26 protein-coding genes and 1 tRNA gene are annotated in these 22,656 nt (G+C 66.0%); 13 read left to right on the forward strand and 14 right to left on the reverse strand.

From position 1 onward, the window contains the following. Positions 1 to 25: 25 nt before the first annotated feature. The 6 genes from JOD51_RS05650 (at position 26) to JOD51_RS05675 (ending at position 6,398) form a co-directional block, all read left to right on the forward strand. On the forward strand, positions 26 to 1,258 hold the full coding sequence (locus JOD51_RS05650; protein ID WP_239539786.1) for an Rv2578c family radical SAM protein: 1,233 nt from the start codon (positions 26 to 28) through the stop codon (positions 1,256 to 1,258). Between the two features lie 243 nt (positions 1,259 to 1,501). Continuing rightward, a complete protein-coding gene (locus tag JOD51_RS05655; protein WP_204607396.1) occupies positions 1,502 to 2,755 on the forward strand; it encodes a sensor histidine kinase in 1,254 nt (417 codons plus the stop codon). Next, on the forward strand, positions 2,752 to 3,978 hold the full coding sequence (locus JOD51_RS05660; RefSeq protein WP_204607397.1) for a hypothetical protein: 1,227 nt from the start codon (positions 2,752 to 2,754) through the stop codon (positions 3,976 to 3,978). The genes JOD51_RS05655 and JOD51_RS05660 overlap by 4 nt, the downstream gene beginning before the upstream one ends. Next, positions 3,965 to 4,666, forward strand: a complete 702-nt coding sequence (locus JOD51_RS05665) for a DNA-binding response regulator (RefSeq protein ID WP_239539788.1) — start codon at positions 3,965 to 3,967, stop codon at positions 4,664 to 4,666. Before JOD51_RS05660 ends, JOD51_RS05665 begins: the two co-directional genes overlap by 14 nt. After that, entirely contained in the window at positions 4,666 to 5,301 is a 636-nt protein-coding gene (locus JOD51_RS05670) for a thymidine kinase (protein WP_204607398.1), read from the forward strand. Before JOD51_RS05665 ends, JOD51_RS05670 begins: the two co-directional genes overlap by 1 nt. 59 nt (positions 5,302 to 5,360) lie before the next feature. Next, positions 5,361 to 6,398, forward strand: coding sequence for an LLM class flavin-dependent oxidoreductase (locus JOD51_RS05675; protein WP_204607399.1), 1,038 nt, complete (start codon positions 5,361 to 5,363; stop codon positions 6,396 to 6,398). 328 nt (positions 6,399 to 6,726) lie between these two features. Here the strand turns inward: JOD51_RS05675 and JOD51_RS05680 are convergent. From JOD51_RS05680 to JOD51_RS05690, 3 genes are all read right to left on the reverse strand, one after another. Beyond that, a tRNA-Pro gene (locus JOD51_RS05680) sits at positions 6,727 to 6,800 on the reverse strand. 322 nt (positions 6,801 to 7,122) lie between these two features. Beyond that, positions 7,123 to 8,076, reverse strand: a complete 954-nt coding sequence (locus tag JOD51_RS05685; protein WP_204607400.1) for a metallophosphoesterase — start codon at positions 8,074 to 8,076, stop codon at positions 7,123 to 7,125. Next, a complete protein-coding gene (locus JOD51_RS05690) occupies positions 8,073 to 10,709 on the reverse strand; it encodes a transglycosylase domain-containing protein (protein WP_204607401.1) in 2,637 nt (878 codons plus the stop codon). The genes JOD51_RS05685 and JOD51_RS05690 overlap by 4 nt, the downstream gene beginning before the upstream one ends. A 50-nt stretch (positions 10,710 to 10,759) precedes the next feature. Here JOD51_RS05690 and sp36 point away from each other — a divergent pair, with 50 nt between their 5' ends. Both sp36 and JOD51_RS05700 read left to right on the forward strand, forming a co-directional pair. After that, complete coding sequence (sp36, locus tag JOD51_RS05695) at positions 10,760 to 10,918, forward strand: Sp36 family protein (RefSeq protein ID WP_166781082.1); 159 nt, start codon at positions 10,760 to 10,762, stop codon at positions 10,916 to 10,918. Beyond that, complete coding sequence (locus JOD51_RS05700) at positions 10,915 to 11,376, forward strand: RidA family protein (protein WP_204607402.1); 462 nt, start codon at positions 10,915 to 10,917, stop codon at positions 11,374 to 11,376. Before sp36 ends, JOD51_RS05700 begins: the two co-directional genes overlap by 4 nt. Before the next feature lie 84 nt (positions 11,377 to 11,460). Here the strand turns inward: JOD51_RS05700 and JOD51_RS05705 are convergent, their stop codons facing one another. Further along, positions 11,461 to 11,748 carry an AMP-binding enzyme gene (locus tag JOD51_RS05705; protein WP_372377719.1) on the reverse strand — a complete coding sequence of 96 codons (288 nt, stop codon included), beginning with the start codon at positions 11,746 to 11,748 and terminating at the stop codon, positions 11,461 to 11,463. 38 nt (positions 11,749 to 11,786) lie between these two features. Between JOD51_RS05705 and JOD51_RS05710 the strand changes: the two genes are divergently transcribed. Then, positions 11,787 to 13,451 carry a recombinase family protein gene (locus JOD51_RS05710; RefSeq protein WP_204607403.1) on the forward strand — a complete coding sequence of 555 codons (1,665 nt, stop codon included), beginning with the start codon at positions 11,787 to 11,789 and terminating at the stop codon, positions 13,449 to 13,451. 2 nt (positions 13,452 to 13,453) lie between these two features. After that, positions 13,454 to 13,936: a hypothetical protein gene (locus JOD51_RS05715; RefSeq protein ID WP_204607404.1), complete on the forward strand. Its 483-nt coding sequence runs from the start codon at positions 13,454 to 13,456 to the stop codon at positions 13,934 to 13,936. A 53-nt stretch (positions 13,937 to 13,989) separates the two neighbouring features. On the opposite strand, the gene JOD51_RS05720 is transcribed toward JOD51_RS05715, so the two are convergent. Beyond that, the gene (locus JOD51_RS05720; protein WP_204607405.1) at positions 13,990 to 15,273 is read right to left on the reverse strand and encodes a hypothetical protein; all 1,284 of its coding nucleotides are present in this window, start codon (positions 15,271 to 15,273) and stop codon (positions 13,990 to 13,992) included. Positions 15,274 to 15,384: 111 nt separating this feature from the next. Here JOD51_RS05720 and JOD51_RS05725 point away from each other — a divergent pair, with 111 nt between their 5' ends. Then, on the forward strand, positions 15,385 to 15,897 hold the full coding sequence (locus tag JOD51_RS05725) for a hypothetical protein (protein WP_204607406.1): 513 nt from the start codon (positions 15,385 to 15,387) through the stop codon (positions 15,895 to 15,897). Positions 15,898 to 15,966: 69 nt separating this feature from the next. Next, positions 15,967 to 16,218 carry a hypothetical protein gene (locus tag JOD51_RS05730; protein ID WP_204607407.1) on the forward strand — a complete coding sequence of 84 codons (252 nt, stop codon included), beginning with the start codon at positions 15,967 to 15,969 and terminating at the stop codon, positions 16,216 to 16,218. Between the two features lie 46 nt (positions 16,219 to 16,264). Here the strand turns inward: JOD51_RS05730 and JOD51_RS05735 are convergent, their stop codons facing one another. The 9 genes from JOD51_RS05735 to JOD51_RS05775 all read right to left on the reverse strand — a co-directional run bounded on the left by JOD51_RS05735 (position 16,265) and on the right by JOD51_RS05775 (position 20,665). Further along, positions 16,265 to 16,429, reverse strand: coding sequence for a hypothetical protein (locus JOD51_RS05735; RefSeq protein ID WP_204607408.1), 165 nt, complete (start codon positions 16,427 to 16,429; stop codon positions 16,265 to 16,267). A gap of 62 nt (positions 16,430 to 16,491) precedes the next feature. Continuing rightward, complete coding sequence (locus JOD51_RS05740) at positions 16,492 to 16,725, reverse strand: hypothetical protein (protein WP_204607409.1); 234 nt, start codon at positions 16,723 to 16,725, stop codon at positions 16,492 to 16,494. A 334-nt stretch (positions 16,726 to 17,059) separates the two neighbouring features. Next, on the reverse strand, positions 17,060 to 17,371 hold the full coding sequence (locus tag JOD51_RS05745) for a hypothetical protein (RefSeq protein WP_204607410.1): 312 nt from the start codon (positions 17,369 to 17,371) through the stop codon (positions 17,060 to 17,062). A 48-nt stretch (positions 17,372 to 17,419) separates the two neighbouring features. After that, on the reverse strand, positions 17,420 to 17,881 hold the full coding sequence (locus tag JOD51_RS05750) for a type II secretion system protein (protein WP_259558947.1): 462 nt from the start codon (positions 17,879 to 17,881) through the stop codon (positions 17,420 to 17,422). After that, a complete protein-coding gene (locus JOD51_RS05755; RefSeq protein ID WP_204607412.1) occupies positions 17,865 to 18,350 on the reverse strand; it encodes a prepilin-type N-terminal cleavage/methylation domain-containing protein in 486 nt (161 codons plus the stop codon). Before JOD51_RS05755 ends, JOD51_RS05750 begins: the two co-directional genes overlap by 17 nt. 60 nt (positions 18,351 to 18,410) lie before the next feature. Beyond that, complete coding sequence (locus JOD51_RS05760; RefSeq protein WP_204607413.1) at positions 18,411 to 19,028, reverse strand: signal peptidase I; 618 nt, start codon at positions 19,026 to 19,028, stop codon at positions 18,411 to 18,413. Next, the gene (locus JOD51_RS05765; protein WP_204607414.1) at positions 19,025 to 19,573 is read right to left on the reverse strand and encodes a GIY-YIG nuclease family protein; all 549 of its coding nucleotides are present in this window, start codon (positions 19,571 to 19,573) and stop codon (positions 19,025 to 19,027) included. The genes JOD51_RS05760 and JOD51_RS05765 overlap by 4 nt, the downstream gene beginning before the upstream one ends. A gap of 111 nt (positions 19,574 to 19,684) precedes the next feature. Next, the gene (locus JOD51_RS05770) at positions 19,685 to 20,341 is read right to left on the reverse strand and encodes a recombinase family protein (protein ID WP_204607415.1); all 657 of its coding nucleotides are present in this window, start codon (positions 20,339 to 20,341) and stop codon (positions 19,685 to 19,687) included. A 57-nt stretch (positions 20,342 to 20,398) separates the two neighbouring features. Beyond that, positions 20,399 to 20,665, reverse strand: a complete 267-nt coding sequence (locus JOD51_RS05775; RefSeq protein WP_204607416.1) for a hypothetical protein — start codon at positions 20,663 to 20,665, stop codon at positions 20,399 to 20,401. A gap of 301 nt (positions 20,666 to 20,966) precedes the next feature. On the opposite strand from JOD51_RS05775, the gene JOD51_RS05780 reads away from it, so the two are divergent. Further along, positions 20,967 to 22,448, forward strand: coding sequence for a hypothetical protein (locus JOD51_RS05780; RefSeq protein WP_204607417.1), 1,482 nt, complete (start codon positions 20,967 to 20,969; stop codon positions 22,446 to 22,448). Positions 22,449 to 22,656: the final 208 nt, after the last annotated feature.

Consider the following 22,656-nt stretch of genomic DNA (forward strand, 5'->3'; position numbering starts at 1 on the left):
TTCGAACGTGTGTTCGAATGGGGGCATGCGGTGGGACGGACAGGCGATCACGGCCGAGCGGAGCGACATGCTCCCCGGGCTCGAGTCGAACAGCGGGTTCGTCCGGAGTGTGACGACGCCCGAGTTCGCCGGCGTCACGTTCCACGAGGTCCTGGCGAAGTCGGCGCTGAACAAGGTCGGGGGAGCGGACGGCGGCACGTGGGGGATGACGATCAACCCGTACCGCGGGTGCAGTCACGCGTGCGTCTACTGCTTCGCCCGGCCGACGCACACCTACCTGGAGTTCGACGGCGGCGCCGACTTCGACCAGCAGATCGTCGTGAAGACGAACGTGGCGGACGTCCTGACGCGGGAACTCGCGAAGCCGAGCTGGGACCGGCACCCGGTCGCCCTCGGCACGAACACCGACCCGTACCAGCGGGCCGAGGGGCGCTACCGGCTGATGCCCGGCATCATCCGGGCGTTGGCGGAGTCGGGGACGCCGTTCAGCATCCTCACCAAGGGCAGCCTGCTGCGGCGGGACATCCCGCTGCTGGCCGAGGCGGCGAAGTCCGTGCCGGTGGACATCGCCATGTCGATCGCGGTGTACGACGACGACCTGCAGCAGTCGGTCGAGCCGGGGACGCCGACGACCTCGGCCCGGTTGGCGACGGTGCGGGCCGTCCGTGACGCCGGGCTCGACTGCTCGGTCTTCCTCATGCCGGTCCTGCCGTACATCACCGACACGCGCGCGCACCTGCAGGACGCCGTCGGTCGTGCGGCGGCATCCGGCGCCACGAGCCTGATGTACTCGGCGCTGCACCTCAAGCCGGGCATCAAGCCGTGGTGGTACGAGTGGCTCGGCCGCACTCACCCGGACCTGGTCGGGCGCTACCGGTCGATGTACCTCGACAACACCTACGCGCCGAAGGACTACCGGCGCTGGCTGGCGGAGCGGGTCCGGCCGATCCTCCGCGAGCACGGGCTGTCGCTCGGCCAGGTCGACCCGGCCACCGGGTCGATGGGCTTCTCGGACGACGCCGTCCCCCGAACGTCCGACCAGTCGCCGCTGAAGCGCGCCGACCCCGGGTACGCCCACCGGGCGGAGTACCGGCCGACGAAGGGGCAGTGGCCGACGGACGGGCAGCGCCCGACGAACGGGCAGCCACCGACGGGCGGGCAGCGGACGACGGCTGCCCGGGTGCCGGTCAGCACGTCTGCGCCCGCATCGGGCGCAGCGTCGCCTTCGGCGGGGTCCGGCGGGCCGCGGCTGTTCTGAGTCGTCGAGGGGTCACGAGGGGCCACGCGCAGCAGTCCGGGGGACAGCAGACGGTCGGTGGCCGCAGCTAGCATGGTCCGGTCTGCCGCCGGAGGATCTGATCGGGGTACACCACGACGTGCATCGTGGTTGGATCGAACGTGGCGCGCCCGCAGCCGAACGACCTCCCAACCGGTCGGCGGCGGAGAGCACTCGCTGGTCGAGTGTTCCGTGACCCATCGACCGCACGGAAGGACCACCCCGGTGCTCGGCATCCCCACGCATCTCGCCCCCCGGGTGAACGCGTGGTCGACCGTGCGCGCCTTCCACGCCGCGGCGATCGGGTCCCTCGTCGCCGCCGCGGTCCTGCTGCTGCTCTACCGTCTCGATGCCCCGAACGACCACGTCCTCGGCGCGGTCCTGGCCGTCGTGCCGATGCTCGTGATGATCGCGGTGCACACCCACGTCGGGACCTGGCGGTCCGGGGTCGCGTTCCTCGTGGTCGGGGGGATCTGCGCGTGGTGGTTCGCCACCGTCGTGCAGCGCGAGCTCGCCGACGTCCCCTGGGTGACCTCGTACCTGCTGTCCCTGGTCGTGGTGCCGCTCGTCCTCGTCGGCGGCTCCGGCAGCGGCACGGTCCGGGTCGCCCTCTGGTCGGCGTCCGGGTTCGTCGTCGGACGGGTCGTGACCGCTGTCGCAGCGGTGCAGTCCGGCGGCCCGGACCACCCCCTCGTCCTCGCCTGGGTGACGCTCGGCTTCGTGATCGCGCTCGTCGTCGCGGTGAGCCGGTCGACGCCGCGGTCGGAACGCGTCCAGCCCGAACTGCTGCGATCGGCCCGTGAAGAGCACGTGACCGCGTACCGGGCCGGCATCGAGGCCGAAGCGGCGGCGATCCTGCACGACACCGTCCTCAACCACCTCAACGCCATCGCCCTCGCGCCGGCCGGGCCGATGGACGAGCACCTCGCCCGCACGATGGAGTCCGACGTCGCGATGCTCACCGGCCGCGCCTGGCTCGCCGGTGACCCCGTCGTGCCGGACGGTGCCGACCCGGCGGACACCGCGTCCGGGGCGGTCGCCGCCTTCGAACGCATGCTCGACGAGCAGCGTGCCACGGGCCTCCAGGTCACCGTGACGGGGGATCCGTCGTCGGTCGGCCGCCTGGACCCGCACGCGATGACGGCGCTCGTCCGGGCCGTCGGCCAGTGCCTGGCGAACGTCACGAAGCACGCCGGCACGGACACCGCCGAGGTCAGCGTGTTCGACGACGGCGTCGCCTGCACGGTGATGGTCGTCGACGACGGGCGCGGGTTCGACGAGCAGGCGACCGGCGCCGACCGGATGGGCCTCCGGAACTCGGTCCGCGAACGCATCGGCCGGGTCGGCGGTGACGTCCAGGTGTGGTCGTCGCCCGGCTCCGGTACGAGCGTCATGATGAGCGTCCCGTACACGGCGGCGATCGGGCCCGCACCGGTCGTGCACCTCGCCGGCGACGACGACGTGGAGCGCGCCTCGTGACCGCTGGCCGCCCGGTGCGCGGGCGCACGGATGCTCGACGGACCGCGCAGCAGTACGACCCGCTCGGCGCGATGGGGTCCCGTCCCCTGGCGGCCGTGATCGGCGCCGGCGGGGTGGTCTGGGCCACACTGGTGTCCCTGTTCGACCGCGACGTCGTCGGCACCCCGACGGTGAGCGCCCTGACCGTCCTGCTGCTGGCGGCCTCTGCGGTGGTGGTGATCACCGCCTCCAGTCCGTTCCGTGCGCCCTTCCCACGCTGGGCGTACGTCGCCCACGTCGCCCTGCTCGCGGCCGCGGCGGTCACGAGTGCGGCGGCGCAGTGGGGGCCGGACCGGTCCCTCGTCAACGACTTCATGGTGCTGCTCTGCGCCGTCGGCATCGTCTCGGTCGCACCGTACCGACCGTGGACGGACCTCGTCGTGGGCGGGGTCGTGCTGGCGGTCGTGAACGCCGTGACCGCCGGGACGGTCGCCGCCGTGTACCCGGCGGGCGTCCCGGTCTCCGTGGCCGCGTTCCTGGCAGCCGCACCGACCCTCGTCCTGACCGCCGCGGCTGCCGTGTTCGCGCGGACCTTCGCGGGACTCGCGGAACGCGTGCAGATCCGTGCCGGGTCCTACTCCGTCGAACGTGCCGAACGCGACGGCATCACCGCGAGCGTGCAGCAGGACCGGTCCACGATCCTGGCGCGCGACGTCGCACCGTTCTTCGCCGAGCTCCGCACCCGGGCCGCGATCACCGACGCCGACCGAGAACGTGCCCGGTCGATCGCCGACGGCATCCGCCAGGCGATGGTCGCCGAGGCGGACCGGACCTGGCTCGAGTACGCGGTGCGGGTGTCCGGGGACGCCGCCGTCACCGTCCACGACCCCGACGGCCTGGTGGCGACGATGGACGCCGACCAGCGGACCGTCGTCCGGACCTTCGTGCGGGCGCTGCTCGGTGCCGCCACCGTCGACCCGGCCGGTGTCCGCATCACCGTGGCCCCCGTCGGCGCGCTCGCGCCCGGACTCGGGGCGGACGGCCCGGCTGCAGCACCTGGGGGACCGGCCGGTGCGAGCCCGCGGGTCGCGATGACCTTCGACGTGGTGGTCGCCGACTCCGACGTCGGCATCCACCGTACGTTCGACCCGTACTTCGCCGTCCTCCGCGTGACGTTCCCCGACACCGACGTCGCCGTCCGACCATCGTCACTGACATTAAGGTTCTCGTATGACCAGCACTGACCCGAACCGGCTCGCGGAGGGCGGCCCGTCGATGCCGACCCCGGGTTCGCGCCGGGTGCGTTTGGCCATCCTCGACGACCACGAGGTCCTGCTCGACAGCCTGTCGAGCTGGATCGCGGTGAACGCCTTCGACTTCGACCTGGCCCTCACCGCACACACCTGGCTCGAGATGGTCCACAGCGACAGCTTCCCGACCGACCTGGTGTTCCTCGACTTCCAGCTGAAGGAGCCGGTCTCGATCGAGGCCCGGGTCCGCACCTGCCGCGCCGCCGGCGCGAAGGTCATCGTGCTCTCCAGCGTCGACGCCCGTGAGTCCCGCGACCGGTCGCTCGCCGCCGGCGCCGCCGCCTTCCTGTCGAAGTCCCTGCCGATGCGTGAGGTCATGGACATCGCCCGCGAGGTGATGGGTGTCGCCCGCGAGACCCCCGCCCAGCGCGAATGGCGGCCGCTGCCCACCGGCGCGAGCGCCCACCAGCGACCGAAGCTCAGCCACGGCGAAGAAGAAGCACTCCGTCTGTACGTCTCCGGCTACTCCACCAACGAGGTCGCCGCGCAGATGAACGTGCAGTACGAGACCGCCAAGACCTACCTGCGCCGTGTCCGCGAGAAGTACGCGAAGGTCGGTCGTCCGGCGTCCAAGAAGTCCGACCTGATCCGTCGTGCGGCGGAGGACGGCTTCCTCGCGTAGTGGCGAAGCTCTACTTCCGCTTCGGCGCGATGAACAGCGGCAAGAGCACCGGACTCCTGCAGGCCGCCTACAACTACGAGGAGCGCGGCCAACGCGTCCTGCTCGCGAAGCCCGCGGTCGACACGAAGGGTGACCGCGAGATCGTCTCTCGGCTGGGCGTGACCCGCACCGTCGACGTGGTCCTGCCCCCTGACGTCGACGTCCGCGCCGCCGTCGCGGAGGCCGGTGCCACCGACCCGGAGTCCGCGCACCTGGACGGCATGGTCCGCCCGGTCAGCTGCGTGCTCGTCGACGAGGCACAGTTCCTCACCCCGCGGCAGGTCGACGACCTGCTGCGGATCGCGGTCCTCGACCAGATCCCGGTCCTGGCGTACGGCATCCGCACCGACTTCCGCACCGAGGCGTTCCCCGGCAGCCGACGACTGCTCGAGGTCGCGCACTCCCTCGAAGAACTCAAGACGATCTGCCGCTGCGGCCGCAAGGCCGTGTTCAACGCGCGGAAGATCCACGGCCAGTTCGTCTTCGACGGGTCGCAGGTCGCCATCGACGGCGCCGACGTCGAGTACGAGTCACTCTGCGCCAACTGCTACCTCACCGAGTCCGGCGGGCGGCTGGACGGCGCGGCCGAGCGCTGACGCACCTTCCCGGCCGGGAGGCGCGGAATGGTCACGGGGCGGCTCACGTTGGCTCCGACATGAGCGACGCACCCCTGCACCTTTCCGTCCTCGACCTCGCCACGCGCGAGTACGGCCAGTCGAACACCGAAGCCCTGCAGGGCTCGATCGACATGGCCGTGCGGGCCGAGCAGCTCGGCTACGAACGGTTCTGGGTCGCCGAGCACCACGGCATGCCCGGCATCACCTCGTCAGCGCCGGCTGTCCTGCTCAGCGCCGTCGGAGCCGCGACCTCCACCATCCGCATCGGATCCGGTGGTGTGATGCTGCCGAACCACGCACCCCTGGTCATCGCCGAGCAGTTCGGCACCCTCCGCGCCCTCTACGGCGACCGCGTCGACCTCGGCATCGGCCGGGCCCCCGGGACCGACGGGGCGACCGCGATGGCCCTGCGCCGCACCGACCGCCTGGACGTCGACGACTTCCCGCAGCAGCTCGCCGACCTCGTCGGGTTCTTCACCGGGATGGAGGAGTCCAACCCGCTCTCGCGGATCCGCGCCGTCCCCGGCTACGGCGACGTCCCCGACTTCTGGCTGCTCGGTTCCTCCGGCTACAGCGCCCAGGTCGCCGGCGCCCTCGGCATCGCCTTCGCCTTCGCGCACCACTTCGCCTCGGACAACACCGAGGCGGCGCTCGCGCTGTACCACCAGTCGTTCCGGCCGTCGCGCTTCCGGTCCGAGCCGCTCGCCCTGATCGGCGTGCAGGTCGTCACCGACGAGGACCCGGCCGTGGTCGAGGAGCAGAGCGCTCCGGGCATGATCTCGTTCATCCGGATGCGTCAGGGCACCAAGCCCGAGCCGGTGTCCATGGACGAGGCCCGCGCGTACCAGTTCTCGGACCTCGAGCGCCGCTTCATCGCCGCACGCACGGAGCGTCAGGCGTACGGCACGCGGGACGAGGTCGCGGCGAAGATCAACGACCTGGTCGAGTCCACCGGTGCGGACGGCGTGATCGTCGCCCCGGGTGCCGCGCAGTCGCGGTACCGGCACCAGGCGCTCGAGGTCGTCGCCGGACTGCACGCCGAGGGCCGTCTGGTCCGCGCAGGCGTCGCGGCCTAGGGGAGCGGGCTCGCCCGGGGCTGGCTGCGCCTGAGCCGGCTCGGCCGGGGCAGGCTGCGCCCGGCGTCGGCTGCGCCTGAGCCGGTTCCGGGTGGATGGGCACTGCTCGAACCGGTTCGCGCCGCGGGATCCCGTGGTTCGGACCGGTTCTGGTTATGCGGCGACGGACCGCGGCGCCGCGGTGGCCCTGCCCGTACGGTGGCGGTGCCCGGTTCGGCGACGCGGGCGGGCTGCTGCTGCGGTCCGGCGAGGCGGTCTGCCTGCGGCTCGAAGCGATCCCGGATACAGAGAACGGCCCTGGTTCCGAGTGGAACCAGGGCCGTGGCTGTCGGGGTGACAGGATTTGAACCTGCGACCTCGTCGTCCCGAACGACGCGCGCTACCAAGCTGCGCCACACCCCGCGGTGCGATCACTCCGTTCCCGGAGCAACCCCAGAAGTCTATCCGATGTTCGGGGGTGCTCACGACCACGCGATGTCGGCCGGGCGCGTCGCGGTCCGACGGTGGCGGGGCGGAGTTGAGCCGCGCCTCCTGGCCGACCTGCGGCCTGCTGCCCGTCGCGGCACCTGCCGGCCGACGTGCTCGGTCTCCGACGTGGCATCGACAGCACGGCGTCGCTGGACCCGGCACGTCAGCCGCTTCCACGCAGGTGGCAGCAGTCGACGCAGCCCCACGATTGCCACGGGACACCAGCGCGGACGCCCGGCGGGGTGCCGGGTCGGCCTCAGCCCCGCGCGGTGAGGGTGACGACGACGGCCTCGGGACGCACCGCGAACCGGATCGGGGCGTAGATCGAGGTGCCGAGACCGGCGGAGACGTTGAGCCAGGACCAGTGCGTCCGGTTCTGCCACTGGTGCAGGCCACTGGCGTACCGCCGGGGCAGATCCGAGTTCGTCACCAGGGCTCCGACTCCGGGGACGGCGACCTGACCGCCGTGGGTGTGCCCGGCGAAGACGACGTCCGCACCCTGCGTGACGAACGCGTCGAGCACCCGGCGGTACGGCGCGTGGGTGACGCCGATGGACACGGGCGAGGGGCCGGACGCGTCCTCGGACCAGGGGACCTCGGACCGCATCTCGTCGACGTTCGCCGGCAGCAGGTCGAGGCGGTCCCAGTCGCGGTGCGCGTCGGAGGTACCGAAGAGCTCGAACCGGGAGCCGCGGACCTCGATGGCGCGGGCGTGGTCGTTGAGGTCGAGCCAACCGAGCGACTCGAAGAACGCCGTCTGCCGATCGACGTCGAGCTTCACCGGTTGCGCGGAGGGACGCATCGAGCTCGGGCCGGAGAGGTACTTGACCGGGTTGCGGGGCGAGGGGCCGAAGAAGTCGTTCGAGCCGTACACGAACGCCCCCGGGATGCCGCGGAACGGTTCGAGGGCGTACTCGACGGCGGCGTTGGCGGTCTCGTGGCCGAGGTTGTCGCCGGTGTTCACGATGAAGTCGGGCTCGACCAGGCTGAGGTCGCGGATCCACTGCTGCTTGTCGGCCTGCCACGGGGCCATGTGGATGTCGGAGAGGTGCAGCACCGTCACGTCGCGGGAGCCCTCGGGCAGGACGGGGACCGTCTCCCAGCGGATGCCGAAGCGCCGGCGTTCGACGAGCGAGCCCCAGGCGGCCGAGGCGACACCGACCGCGGCGCCCGCGGCGAGGACGCCGAGGGCACCGCGGCCGCGGGTCATCGGCAGTCCTTCGGCGCCTTGCCGTCCTTGTCGCCGAACAGCTTCAGGGTCACCCCGGTGCTCTTGGCGGTGGCCGTCCCGGCACCCGGGTCCACGGCGGCGACGGTGCACTCGTTCTTCCCGTTGCCGCGTTCGTAGTCGCCGGCGATCGCCACGTTGGTGAACCCGGCACCGGACAGCGTCGACTTCGCGTCGTCGACCTTCTTGCCGCCGACGTCGGGGATCGACGCCTGCGAGCCGTCGGTGGTGTACACCGTGACGCTCGAGCCCTTCGAGAGCTGCAGCCCCGCGGCGGGGCTGGTCGACGAGACCGTCCCCGCGGTCCCGCCGCCGGACTGGACGCCGCCGTCGACGTACGTCAGACCGGCGCTCGCGAGCGTTGCACGAGCCGCGTCAGGGCTCTGACCGGCGACGTTCGGGACCGTGATGCTGTTGCCGCGGATCGCCGCTGCGGACGGAGTCTCGAACTGGCCGCCCGGGTACTGGGTGTTCGCGACGGTCTGCGCCTGCCGCCAGAGCGCCGTGCGGGAGCTGGCGTACTGGCCGTTCGGACCGTAGACAGCCCGGAGGCTCTGCTTGCCCTCGATGTTCCCGAGCCACGCAGCCGTCGCGACCTTCGTGGTGGCGCCGACGAGCCAGAGCTGGTCCGCGTCGTCAGTGGTACCGGTCTTGGCGAACTCGTCCATCCCGTCCGGCGTCCGGCCATTGACCGCGGTCCCGATGGTCAGGACCTTCTTCAGCGCGTAGATGGCGGTCGCCGTGACCTCCGGGTCGACGGCCTGCGTGCACTCCTTCGGCTGACCACCGAGCGACTTGCCGTCCGCGTTGGTGATGTTGTCGATCGCGATCGGTCGGCAGAACGTGCCCTTGTTCGCGATGCCGGCGTACGCCGCCGCCATCGTCAGGGGCGCGATGTAGTTGGTGCCGAGGACGAACGACGGGTTGGTACGGACGTCGGTGGTCGTCTTCTTCGACATGTCGTCCGCGTACTCGGTCGAGGTGGCGCGGGGCTGTGCCAGGTGCACGCCGAGGCTCTCAGCCGTGTCGCGGATGTCGCAGAAGTCGAGCTTCTGGGCCATCTGGACGTAGGAGTTGTTGATCGAGCGGTAGGTGGCGTTCTCGACCGTCATGTTCCCGCCCTCACCAGGCGCGTCGTTCCGCACCGGGTACGCAGCGGAGATCGGGGTCTTGCACTGCGTGAAGCTCGAGAAGGTGCGCGGTGTGCCGTTCACGATCTCCTGCAGTCCGTGGCCGTTCTGCAGCCAGTTCAGCAGCGTGAACGGCTTGAAGGTCGAACCCGTCTGGAAGCCCTCACCGCCGCCGTACTGCTTGTCCACACTCAGGTTGAGCCCGGTGTCCGTGGCCGGAGCGCACGCGTTGGGGTCGGCGCCTTCTGAACCACATGCGGCGAGCTGGTTGTAGTTCTTGTTCTGCACCATCGTCAGGACACGACCGGTGTCGGCCTCGACCGAGTTGAGCACACCACCGAGCTTGAAGCGGGCCTCGGTGTTCGGGGCGTACTGATTGATCAGGTCCTTCTGCGCGTTGTTGAGGTCCAGGTTCAGCGTGGTCTGGATCGTGTACCCGCCGTTGCGCCAGGCTGCGTCACGCTGCTTCTGCGTGGCGCCGAGCTGCGACATCTCCTTGACGATCTGCACCGCGTAGTCACAGAAGAACTGCGAACCGTTGCCGGCGGCGGCCTTGCAGCCCTGCGTCGGGTCGGTCAGGTGCACGTAGTCGGCCGGCTTCGACGCGATCGCCTCGTCGAACTGCTTCTTGTCGATGTGCTTCTGCGCGTACATCGACTTGAGGATGACGTCACGTCGGGCGACGTTGGCGTCGTAGAACTTGGGGTCCGACAGGTTGCGGGTGTTCGGGGACTGCACGATCGCCAGGATCGACGCGCCCTCGGCAGGGGTCAGGTCCGTCGCGTTCTTGCCGTAGTAGTGCTGCGCCGCGGCCTGCACGCCGTACGTCTGGTCACCGAAGAAGGCGATGTTGAGGTACCCGGTGAGGATGTCCTTCTTCGGGTACTTCTTGGCCAGCCCGATCGCGAGCTTCATCTCCTCGAGCTTGCGGGAGACCGAGACCTTCGTCGCCTCGTTGTAGGCCTTCAGGCGCTCTTCCGGGGTCGGGAGCTCGAGGGCCTGCTGCATCTTGATGTTGCGGACCAGCTGCATGGTCAGGGTCGAGCCACCGCCGGAGTCGCCGAGCCCACCGCCCGCGACCGTGCCCACGCCGGCACGGACGAGCGACGTCATGTCGACACCACCGTGGTCCCAGAAGCGCTTGTCCTCGCCGTCGATGGCGGCGTTCTTGAGGTTGTCGCTGATCTGGTCGTACTTCAGTTCCTGGCGGTTCTGGTCGTAGACCGTCGCCAGGTGCACGGGCTTGCCGCCCTGGTACGCCAGGACCTCGTTGCGCTGGGGGAGGTCACCGAGCTCGATGTACTCGGGCAGGGACTCGAACACACCGATCGTCGAGGTCGTCGTGACACCGGCGACCGCGATGGCCGGCGTGACACCGATCGTGACGAGCAGACCGGCGAGCGCGCTGAAGCCGACGAAACCGATGAAGGCGCCGACTGCGGAGACGGGCTTGGTCCGACGGGCAGACGTCTTCTGGGCAGACATAGGATGCAGCCTAAACGACACCTCGGACTGAAAGGCTGGCAAGGAACCGCATGCGCCGCTGGGAATACCTCACGACTCCGTTGATCATCCACAACACCACCGCCATCCTCAACAACTTCGGTGACGAGGGCTGGGAGCTGGTCCAGGTCGTCACCGGCCCCGAGGGCGGCCTGGTCGCCTACCTGAAGCGTCCGAAGGCCGACGCGTGAGCATCGAGGACCGCCTGCGCGAGCTCGGCCTCAGGATCCCGGCCGTCGCGGCGCCGGTCGCCGCGTACGTCCCGGCCGTCGTCTCCGGCAGCCACGTCTTCACCGCGGGGCAGCTGCCCTTCGTGGACGGCGCACTGCCGGTCACCGGCAAGGTCGGCGCCGAGGTCGACGCCGAGACCGCGACCGCGCAGGCGCGTCAGGCCGCACTGAACGGCCTCGCCGCCGTGCAGAGCGTCGCCGGGTCGCTCGACCGGGTGGCGAAGGTCGTCAAGGTGACGGTGTTCGTCGCCTCGGACCCGTCCTTCACCGGCCAGCCCGGGGTCGCCAACGGCGCGTCGCAGCTCGTCGGCGACGTCTTCGGCGAAGCGGGCGTCCACGCCCGCAGTGCCGTCGGCGTCGCGGTGCTCCCGCTCGACGCCCCCGTCGAGGTGGAGCTGATCGTCGAGTTGACGGACTGAACCACCGGCGGACGTGACCCGTCCGCGGACAGCAGGAGAGCCTCCAGACCGACCGGCCTGGAGGCTCTCCGCACGTTCACCGCGTCACATCAGTTCCGCGATGGTCGCCATGATCGTCGGGTCGGACAGCGTCGTCGTGTCGCCGATGCGGCGGCCCTCGGCCGCGTCGCGGAGGAGCCGCCGCATGATCTTGCCGGACCGCGTCTTCGGCAGCTCGGGGACGATGACGACCTGTCGCGGCTTCGCGATCGCGCCGATCCGCTTGCCGACCCAGTTGCGGAGTTCGGTCGACGCGGAGGTCCGGTCGACGTCGGCAGCGGCCTCGGCGGTCAGGATCACGAACGCGACCACGGCCTGGCGCGTTGTCGTCAAAGTATGTGTCAGGATCGAACCCTCGAGGAAGGGTGTCCATGACACAAGGACGTGCCGCGATCTACGTGCGGATCAGCGACGACCGCGAAGGTGAAGGCCTCGGTATCGCGCGCCAGGAGAAGGACTGTCGTGACCTCGCTAAGCGTCTCGGCTTCGAGGTGGTCGCGTTCTACCCGGAGAACGATGTCGGTGCGAGTGACAAGACGGCGAAGCACAAGGTGCGTAAGCAGTACGCGGCCATGCTCGATCAAGCGCGTGCTGGCGAGTTCGAGTACATCCTCGCCTACTCGAACAGCCGCCTGACTCGACGCGTCCGGGAGTACCTAGAACTCATCGAGCTCTACAAGAGCAACGGTGTTGAGATTCGGACGGTGGTCTCCGGCGAGCACAACCTGGCGACGGCGGACGGACGAGCGGTAGCGCTCACCATCGCAGCGTGGGATGCGGCCGAGGCCGAGCGCATCTCGGAGCGCACGAAGCGAGCGAATCTGCAAAAGGCGTTGAACGGCGAACCGGGGCTACAGCACCGCCGCGCGTTCGGCTTCGAGCACGATGGGAAGACACATCGGCCGGCCGAAGCGGAGGCGATCCGTGAGGCGGTGCGGTCGATCATCGCTGGCGCATCGATCACATCGATTCGCCGCCAGTGGGAGCGGGACGGCGTACTCACTACTGACGGCAAGTCGTCATGGGGGTGGACGCCGGTGAAACGCACTCTCTTCGGCTGGAAGACCGCGGGCGTGCGCAGTTTGAACCACGAGCCTCTGTACGACGACAGCGGCGCATTGGTGATGGGTAACTGGGAGCCGATCATCACCCTCGAAGAGCGCAGTGCCGGTCTCGCCATGCTTGAGCGTCGAACACGGCGCGGAGTCAAAGAGGGCAAGTGGCTGCTCTCGACGCTGGTTCGCTGCGGCGTCTGCGGCGGAAAGCTCTACGGACAACTCGTCGATCCGGTGGAGAGAAGCAGTTACTCCTGCAACAGCGGGAAGGCCGCGACACACCTGGCCATCAACGCGAAGCGCCTGGAGGCGTACGTCACGACGGAGGTGTTCGAGTACGTGACGGCACGCGCGTACCGTGGTGCGATTGACGTGCAGCCCAAGCAGGCTGTGTGGAGCGGCGAGGACGAACTTGCCAGCGTTGTCGGTCGTATCGATGAGCTGATGGAGACATACAGCAGGGGCGAACTGAGCGGGGCGGTCGTCTTCCCTCAGGTGCAGAAGCTTGAAGAGAAGCAGAGCCACCTCACCAGGGAACGAGACGCCTTCTACGCTCAGACGGTGCTCGCTCCTGCGAACCGTGTAGAGCATGCGTGGACGACGAGCGCCGCCCTGAACAGCACACAAGCGTCTTTCGAGGAGAAACAGAACGCGATCCGGTCGGAGGTGGAGGCGGTGCTGATCGCGAAGGCCGAGAAAGGCGCGCCGTCGCGAGCACCCGGTGCCCTAGAGCGGCGCGTGGACATCGTGTGGAAGCAACCGCACCCCGAGGTGCCGAGATTGACGGCGGAGGAGTGGCAAGGGATGACACTCACCGCGGAAAGCGATCCGGCGATGGTGGACCGACTCTGGCAGCTGTTCACCGAACCAGCCGATCCGACTGACGTGTCATGCCTCGGGCCGGAGCCTGACCAGTCTGAGATGATGACTGAAGATCGCTCCGGAACGGCAACGGCAGAGCGTGGTTCGGCGAGGGAGTAGTAGTGGTGGAGCAGAGCGAAGACGGCGTAAAGCAGGCCCTTGGGATCGACTCGTGGCGCAATCTCTCGCGGGATGGTGTCATGAAGCTTGTCGCGATGATGCCGGAAATGAACACCGAGGTGGCCCTAAAGATCGCGGAGCAGTTCCCTGACTTCAAGCTGCTCGCGACCGAAACCCTCCGGGCGGTCAACGAGCAACTTGCAACCACCTTCAAGTCCAACGACAAGAGTCAGAAGCGCGCTCAACGAGCGTTTACGATGGCGCAGGATGCTTACATCAAGGAGCTTGACCGTGACAACCTGTCAAGTGAGGAACGGCGCGACCTCTACGAGCGGATTCTCGACGCCGCACATCAGGTGGATGCGAAGGACGAGCGTAACAAGCAATTCATCGTCAAGACCCTGTCGGTGGTCGGGGCGACCGTCGGAGTTGTTGCCCTAGCGGCCGTTGCTTTCGTGGGGGGCAAGGGCAAAATGGAGAGCTAACTCACACCGTCCTCGGCTCTCAATAGCTGTCAGGTAGTCGTGCCAGCAGCTTGCTATTCCTTGGCGGGCCAAGTCCTCCCGACAATCGCAGCCGGACCAGTAGCGATGCTCCGCCATGTCCCCTTCGGGTCTCCTTCCGGATACACATGGCCGAGTTCATCTGTGTAGAGCATTCGGAACTCGGAGCGCTGCGTAACGCCATCAACCGTGAGGTCCGCAACGACGTGCCCAGCAGCCGCGCCGCGCATCTCGACGCTGACGAGCTCGAAATGATCTAGCGTAGATTCGGCGAAGCGCTTGCGCACCTCTCCAATATGCGCGCCTTTGGTCTTCCCTTTCGAGGACTCCGAGAGGTAGGCAACGAGTGCGCCGTAGTTCTTCGCCTTCCATGCCTCGAGCAAGGCCACTGTCGCCTGCGTGACCGGCTCTTCCTCTACTGCCGATTGACCGTGCTCCGACACCGACCGCGCGGGGCGCGGTTGCCAGGCTTCGATGACCTTGGTGCGCGCTCGAGTCTCCGCCAGCTGGGAAAGAGCATCCGTGAGCTTGACCTGTTTTTCCGGTAGTCGAGCCGCTTCGATCAGTGACTCTCGCCAATCGAGCAGCGCAAACAGCCGGTTCCATGCCTTCGAGGCAACGATGATGTTGTTGAAGTTTGTGAAGTTTCCGTGAAGAATGCCGTTGCGGTGCAGCTCGTGCAAAGGCTCATCACTCACAGTGTTGAAGCTCTTCGTGAAGGACTTTTGCGTCGCACCAAGCCCCTTGTGATGAGCGACAAGTGAGTTCGAGACGATCAGTTTCTGCTCTTCGAGAGAGTGTAGACCACGCCGATCATCGCTGACCGCCGACGCAAACTGGTCAAGTATTGGAAGCAGGGTGAGAGTTGTCGAGTAGAAGCGAGCGTTGAGGTAGTCATCGAACGCGAGATCGATCAATGTCGAGTAGCGACGAAGTTCAGGCACTGCTTTTGCGCGCAGCAGATCGAACTTCATCTTCTCTGGATCGGCGTATTGATCTATTACGGCAAGCTGAAGCTGATCGGCCTGGCCAGCGGTCAAAGCCTCTGTTAAGCGGTCGAGGTTCAGCGACCCGTGGAAAACCCAGTGTCGATCAGCGAGCAGCTCGTAGAAGCGGTCAATCGAGTCGGTGAGGTGTGCGAGTTGCTTCTCGAGGCGCTTTAGTTCTTTCCGCATTGACGGTCGAAAGGCGACGAGGAAACGGAGTCCGGCGGCTTCCTGTTTCATCTTCCGGAAGGCCGGAAGATCCGCGGCGCTTGGGTAGCCGCCCTCCGGTGGCGGATCGAGCTCACCTCGGCTTGGTGGTTTTGGCTTGCCCACAGTGCCCTCCTGACGGTCGGCCCTCGGAAGGGTGTCGCGGAACGGGCCAACGAGAGATGCTCATGCCCCTACCATGACTGTACAGATTCACTGATTCAAGGGGGACTTCCGATGCCCGCAGTACGCCTCACCGACGCCAGCGGCGTCACCTACTTCGATCTGCCTACCGGGGATCACCTCACGGCTCGCAAGGAGTCCATCAAAGACTTCGACAAGCTGCCGGAGAAGGTGCAGCAAGCATGGCTCGACACGTGGAGCGAGGAGGCTCAGAGTGACGCAGTGTCCGGCGTTGAGGGCATTGCCGCGATGACCGAGTACCTGAAGACCAGCAAGCGGCGCGTGGACTCGACGTCGGCAGCACGCCGTGCGGTCATCGTTGAAACCCTGTCGGTGCCGCTCAAAGAGGCACGGGATGAGGTGCACACCGTCGGGGACAGCAAGACCAAGCTGGACCTGATCGCCGCCGTTCGAGAGGTGCTGGGGGTGGGCTACTCGACCTTGCAGTCGTGGGCCGGAGAGGTATCACCCACCGAGGTTCGAGACGAGATTGACCGACGCGCGCAGAAGGCCGCATCGGAAGCCGCGGACAAGAAGGCCAAGAAGGGCGCGCCGAAGACCACCTGAAGAGACGCCGAACGGTCAAAGGATTGGCGGCGGATCAGCGAAGCGTTGCGCCGCCTGCACCAGGACTTTGTGGACGCGCACAAGGGTGAGGTCTACCGCTACGGCGAGGACGAAGAGATAGACGGTCTCTACGAGCAACGATGGAGCCTCTACACCGAGCACATATCCGCGACCGATGGAGACTCGTACTACACCGAGCTGCGCGAGGTGGAGGAATGGGTGTCGACTGAACGGGAAGCCGCACGCTTCCCAACCGTAGAGCGAAGGCTCACCACGCACGAGCGGCGAGCACGTGGCCTGCGTGATTCTCGCCCAGTCTGAAAGCATCGCCCCCGCACGTAGCATGCGGAGGCGGGGCTTTGCTCGTTCAGGCCCGGTCGCGCACTGAGTACATGAGCGGTACGCCGTTCACAACGATGACGGAGTACACCTCCTGCCCTTCACGGTCTGCGTCTGCAAGGGCCTGCTTGAAAGCCTCCATCATTTCCGGCTTCACGCGCTTGTGCGCCTCTGTGGCGTCGAAAGTCGGCATGGTGTCCTCTCATGAGGAAGGCCCCGGTGTAAACCGGGGCCTTCGTTGGATGATCGATGGAGTCAGCCCTGAACCTTGATCTTGTTGAGGGTCGAGGCGAACTCGTTGAGCGCCTTCGATGCGGCCTTGGCCTTGGCGGCGGCCTCGTCCTGGGTTGCGGCGTAGAACGGCTTCGCACGCCGGGCGTCGGCCAGGGTCTCCGAGAGTTCGTGTCGCACCATCGCGACGAGGCGGCGAACCTCGGTGGCGTCAACGGCGGCGGCGGTGTCCTTGGTGGAAGAAGCGGTGTTCGTCATGGGGCCAACTTTGACAGGCGACTAGTAGTCCACAACCCCGCCAGCAAAAAAGTTTGGGAGAGTTTTCGAGCCGAGCTAGCGCGCACCTCTGCGCCTTCCGTCGATAGCTCAAAACAGCGCTATGCTCACCGCCGAAAAGTCCCGCACTAGTCCGCGGGAGTAGAGGGGTGCTAAGCGCAGCTAGCGGGGTGGTTTCAGCACAAACCCCAGATCCGATGAGTTATACGGATCTGGGGTGTTGCCGCGTGAGAACGCAGCTATAGATGTGCGGAGGATCGACCGCGTTGAGGTCGTTTGCAAACAGGGTCAGGTGATCGACCCTCCCGAGTCTGGGTCACTCGGACCGGAGAGTGGCTTTCGCCCGCTCCCGAAGGGTGAGCAGTCGTCCTACGGCGGTGTACACCTTCCGGAAGCCCTTCGGCGATGTGACGGTGAACGTCCCGTCCTCGCCCATAGAGCTCACTTTCGCGTGTACGTGGTCACCGTTCTCCCATCGTGCCTCGACGCCGCCGCCGCGAGCGGCGATCCCCGCACGACCGGAGACGTGTCCGTCACCGCCGATGGGGCAATCGGTCACGCCCTGACCGCGGCGTGTGATTGCACGGCAGCGCATCCACGTGCCTTCTGCGGTCTTGTGGTACCTCATGAACCTCTCCTTCCGTACAAGGATGACCAACGGTCTATCAAACGCATGTCAGCCCTGCTCCTTCTTGAAGGCGTCGAACAGTCGGCAGGCTTTGTCGGAGACGGTTATGCGCGTGATGATCGCTCCTGCGTACCGCGAGGCGGCGTAGGAACAGAAAACGCCGTCGCCGACGTACGTAGGGTCCTTCTCCCGAACGTTGTAGCCGGTGAACGCGCGCGTGACGGTGCAGTATGCGTACCCGCCTTTGACAGCCTCGGAACACTTGCCACTGATGACCGAGCGTTCTTCGTCGGTCATGCTCTCGACCCCGCCAACGGCTGTGGCGCGTGTTTGCATGGCGGAAACAGCGGTCTGCGTATCGGACTTCAGGTTGTGCTCCAACGCAGTGCGCTTGATTAGGAGGAAGGAGGGGACCGCGATCGCGGTGAGAATGCCGAGCACTACGACCATGATCACAAGCTCGATGAGCGTGAAACCTTGATCGCTACGCTTTCTACTTGATCGAGTCATAGCCGTAATCACCACCCATGTACTTGCAGATAGGATCGCCGCTCACTCGGACGACAGCCTGATCAGTGTTTGGGTGCAGAACGGACTGCACACAGGTTGCGCCGTCTGCGTACTCGGAGTAGTCACCGGTGTAACCCGCCTTTATCACCGCCGCTTTCACCCACGTCATTGTTCGGTAGGCGGTGACGCGTGAAGATATTTCGCCCTTGTCAACGTCGTTGCTGAAGTCGCGGTTGTAGTCGTAGTAGTCGATCTTCGTACCGACGGTGAGTATTCCGGCCGCCTCGTCAGCGCGGTACTCAGTGAGCGCATCGTGATTCGCCGTCTTGAGAGAGTTCACCGTTGCGTGGCCCTGTATCGACCCGTAGGTTGGTATGGCTACGGCGGTGAGAACGCCGATGATGACTACGACGATGACAAGCTCGATTAGCGTGAAGCCGTCTTCTTGGACCTTTCTGTGCTTGCGCATGGCGGTGCTCCTTTGAAGGTTTGGGTAGCACCCATATCGCTTCCGTACAAGGACAGCCGATCACTCCCCGCGCGGACGCAGTACGAATCGGTCCAGGAGCGCCGTTAGCGCCATGAGAACGAGGGCTGCGACGAGACCCCAAGGCGCGCCTCCGAGTAGCGCGGGAACGGCTGCGGTGTCGTGGTCATGGATCAGCGAACCTAAATCGGTTCGCCACTGCGGAGTCACCACGAACTGCTCGACGATGCGTGCGCCGAAGCCGCCGATGTGTCCGACGATCACTCCTCGCACGTCGGACTCAGCGATGCGGTACGGGTCCGGTCCCGGGTTGTGGTCACCTTGCATCACGGCCCGACCGGTCGTGACGGAGTGCACACGGTGGGTGATGCGCAGACCGTCGTACGCAGCAGGGTTCGAGTAGGCGATGATCGCGCCGCGGTGAAGATCGTGACCGGACGGCCCGCGCGAGAGCACGTAGTCGCCGGTCAGAAGGGTCGGCTCCATCGAACCGGTGAGGATTCTGTCGAGGGTGAGCACGCCGGAGGCTTGCGCGGCGGCGAGGCCGACGACAAGCACCGCGAGGACGGCGAGTGCAGCCCACGTGATCTTCGAGAAGACCTGCCCGACGCGATGGAGCGACGGAGTGCGCGGTGCGGTGTGTGATGCGGTGATGGTCATGGCTTGCGGTCCTTGCGTTGCGTGGTGGCCTGGCGAAGGCGTTTCAGATTGAGTGCGAGAAGATGCGCCTCGATGGTGCGTTGCAGACGGCGTTTCTCTTCCAGCGAGTCGGCGTCACGCTGCTGCCGGACAAGCGTGTTCACGAGCGCGTTGAGTCGCTTCGTCGGACGGAAGGAGGCTTTGAACGCGAACGAGTGGAAGAGTGCGTCAGACGCGAGCGGCTCGGTGGAGTATGCGTTGTTCGAGTTGTAGCAAGGGCCGGTCCGAAGGGCGGCGCTGATGTGCTTGGCCTCGACGGTGACGGCCTCGGGTTCCGACTCGACCCACTCCACGAACTCTTTAGTGAACGAGTTCACTCCGTAGCTGTCCTGCTCCTGCTTCAAGTAGGTGCCGGACCCTTGGTAGCCGTCCCAAGTCTCAGACGGCTTCGATGCGTGAATGCCGATGTAGACACGACCGGTGATCGTGTTCGTGATGCGGTAGATGTAGCCCCAGTGGGCCAGTGCTTCGGCGGCGGTCGGGATGCTGTCACTTGCGGTAGTCATTGCCTTTCTCCTCGGTGAGGGTTGGATCGATCAGGGAACAGGGGTAGGACGGGTTAGGGATGATCGTGTTCGACTCGTGGTCGTAGATGTAGCCACAGGGCCGTTCACTGGTCAGCCCTTCTTTGCGGTGGCCTTTCGCGCCGCGTCCCACTCATCAGCCGTCACGTACGGCTTCGTGTAGCCCGCGATGTTCAGCACCCGCTGAATCAGGGTGCGAGAAACGTCCCACTTCTTCGCGAGCTGGCGGTCCGTTGTACCGTCCTCAGCCCGCTCCTTGCGGATCGCATCGACCGCTGCCTGCGTAAGGGTCGGGCGGCGACCAAAGATGCGGCCGTTCGCCTTGGCGTAGGCGCGACCCTCGGCCATGCGTGCTTTGATCAAAGAGCGTTCGAACTGCGCGAGCGCGCCGAGCATCGAAAGCATGAGCACGCTGGTCGGGCTGTTCGCGTCGTAAACGAAGCTGTCGTCTGCGGCTTCGAACGACGCCCCAAGGTTTCCGAGGTGCTCCACGCTGTCGAGCAGGTGCGGTAGCGACCGCGAGAATCGGTCTAGCTTCGTCACGCGCACGAGCACGGTCGCGTTACGTGTACGCAGTTCCTTAACCCTGCGCATCATGGCCTTGAACTGCGCCGAATCATGATTCTGGGAGCCGGACACGGCTTCATCAATGAAGAGTTCGGTGCAGCCGGAAGCGGTGAGTGCCCGACGCTGTAAGTCCGTGGACTGCTGCGCGGTCGATACGCGGGCGTATCCGATGATGTGTTTCATGGAGACTCCTTGAGAGTTGAAAAGGAAAGGGGCGGCGACCGCCGCCCCTCCGGTGAATCAGGTGGGGTAACGCTCGTCCCAGATCGGGTTAGCGGCCCAGAACGCATCGATCACGGCAATCGCGGCGTCAATGTCCTCGGCAAAGAGCCAGGCGTCCGCGTGGTTGTAAAGCCAGCCGGTGAGTGCATCAGCGAGGACTTCAGAGTCCTCCGAGTCGCGAGCAACACCTCGGGCGAACAGATTGTTCTCGGTGAGGTCAGTAGCGCTGATTAGGAAGTTCTGCGTGTTCGGGTCGTTCAAGTCGTTGAGGTCGATGAAAGTCATGAGTGTTCGTCCTTTGTGTGAAGCCCGATCAGTGGACGGTGGTGATGAGCTGGACGACTCCGAGGAAGAAGCCGATGAGTAGCCCGAAAGAGGAAGATGCGGTGAAAGACATGGTGCGATGCTCCTTGAGTAGGGCAAGAGCCGCCGTGTTGAAGGGACGGATTCGTGCCAAGGTTTGAAACCCTGGCACTAATATCAACTTGAGCGAGGCACGTCACTCGAGACTGTCAAACCCATGGTTTCAAGGGGCTTCGTCGCGGAGTCCGAGCCGGATCGTTCGTCGTGGGTTTAGGATCAGAGCGTGAAGACGGACGCCAACCTGCTGAGGTATCAGGACTTCATTTCCCTGATTCGACGGTTCGATCGTGACTTGCTAATTCAGGGCATGTCTCAGTGCTGCCTCGGCTGGGACGGCAACCCGTTCGGTGCCGACGGGCGGCCGAAAGAGGAGTTGCCTTGGAACTTCGCTGGAGCGGCGGCGGTCGCTATCACGCGCGGTACGACTGGGGGCAAGCAGCCCCGTAAGATCGACCTACTACACATTGCGGGCGAGTTCTCGCGCATTGAAACACCACAACAGCTCGATGGATCGCAGGCGACCTATGGGCTTCTCCTGCGATGGGCTTACGAGCAATGGCCCTTCAATCGGGTGACAACGCGCGATTGGGCCAGATGCGTGTGTCTGTTCGACACGACACCCTTCCTCGATTCCTACCTCCCCGAAGTGATGCGACCCGGGTGGCAGGATGAGCTTTTTGGCGGGTCCGTGACCGACTTCGTAACAGTCGGAGGGGTGCTGTGGGCCAGCTGCAATCAGGGCAACCCGTTTCCATTCAGGTGGGATGGAGAGATGAAAGAGATTCCTGAGGCGCTCGGGGGAGCGGAGCGCTTCGACTCGTTTGCTGTCCGCAACTTCACCACGGACATCGATAGGTTCAAAGTTGCCCGCCGAGATGTCGTGGAAAGCGGAGCGGACGCTGACGCGCAAAAGTTCCTTCGAGAGCCATTCGCTTTCAACCCGCTTCTTTCGACACCGCTCGTTCGGGGCGCATTTGGAGACAAGTGGCTTGCGCCGTGTCCGCCCACGTTGAACCTAAAGACCTCACCGGTTGGTTTGGCCTACGCAGGATCGGAGAAGTGGGGGGTGCGCTTCCGCAACGATCTTGGCAATCGCTTCGAGCAGTACGTGGGGCGCCAACTTCGGTCGAACGATGCAATGCAAGTACGCCCGGAAGTGGTTTACGGGAGGGATCAACGAACGATCGACTGGTTTGTAGTCACTCCGGAGGTGGTGCTACTTGTCGAGTGCAAGAGCGCCATGCCGGCTCAGAGTATCCGCGAGGGCCTGGTTGAGCACGTCGATTCTCATCGGACGGCGTTGGCGAAAGGCATCAAACAGCTCAATCGCACACTTGGCCTCTATAGGGATCGGTCGGCAGCACTCGACTTCCTGCCCAGAGATCGTCCGGTGCTCTCGCTGCTGGTCACCCTAGGTAACTTCGACATGGTCGATCAGCCCTTCGTGCAGACGGCACTACCGAAGCCTGACGGGTTGACGGCAGTCGTTGGCGTGGACTTCGTCGAGCGCTTCGTCGCCATGGACGCAGGGGAGCGACGGGCGCTAGTCGAGTCCGCACCCGACTTCGAGAACGGCCGAAACTTCATCTCGGTCCCAGCCTGGGTTGAAGGGCGAAGGGCTGGCCGTAATGTCCTGCTTGAGGAGGCTTACCAACAGCTCCCGATGGTGGCTCTGGCGAAAAAGGCAGGGGTGCTTGACGAGTAAGAACGGAGTGGATCGCGGCACTCGCGTTCCAGAAAGACCTTTAGATGCGGTAGCGGAGAGAACCGCGTGCCAAGGCGTGTTCCTTTATTGACCGCGTAGACGCCCGCTCAGGGGCAGTTTGAGCCGGTCAGAGCTTCGCTCGGGTCATGCGTCGTCGCCGCCGTGGAACGCTGCGAGACGCTGTCCTGCGGGCTGGTGCGAGACGTTG

Origin of the sequence: Curtobacterium herbarum, from assembly GCF_016907335.1 — a bacterium.
GTDB classification, from domain to species: Bacteria; Actinomycetota; Actinomycetes; order Actinomycetales; family Microbacteriaceae; genus Curtobacterium; species Curtobacterium herbarum.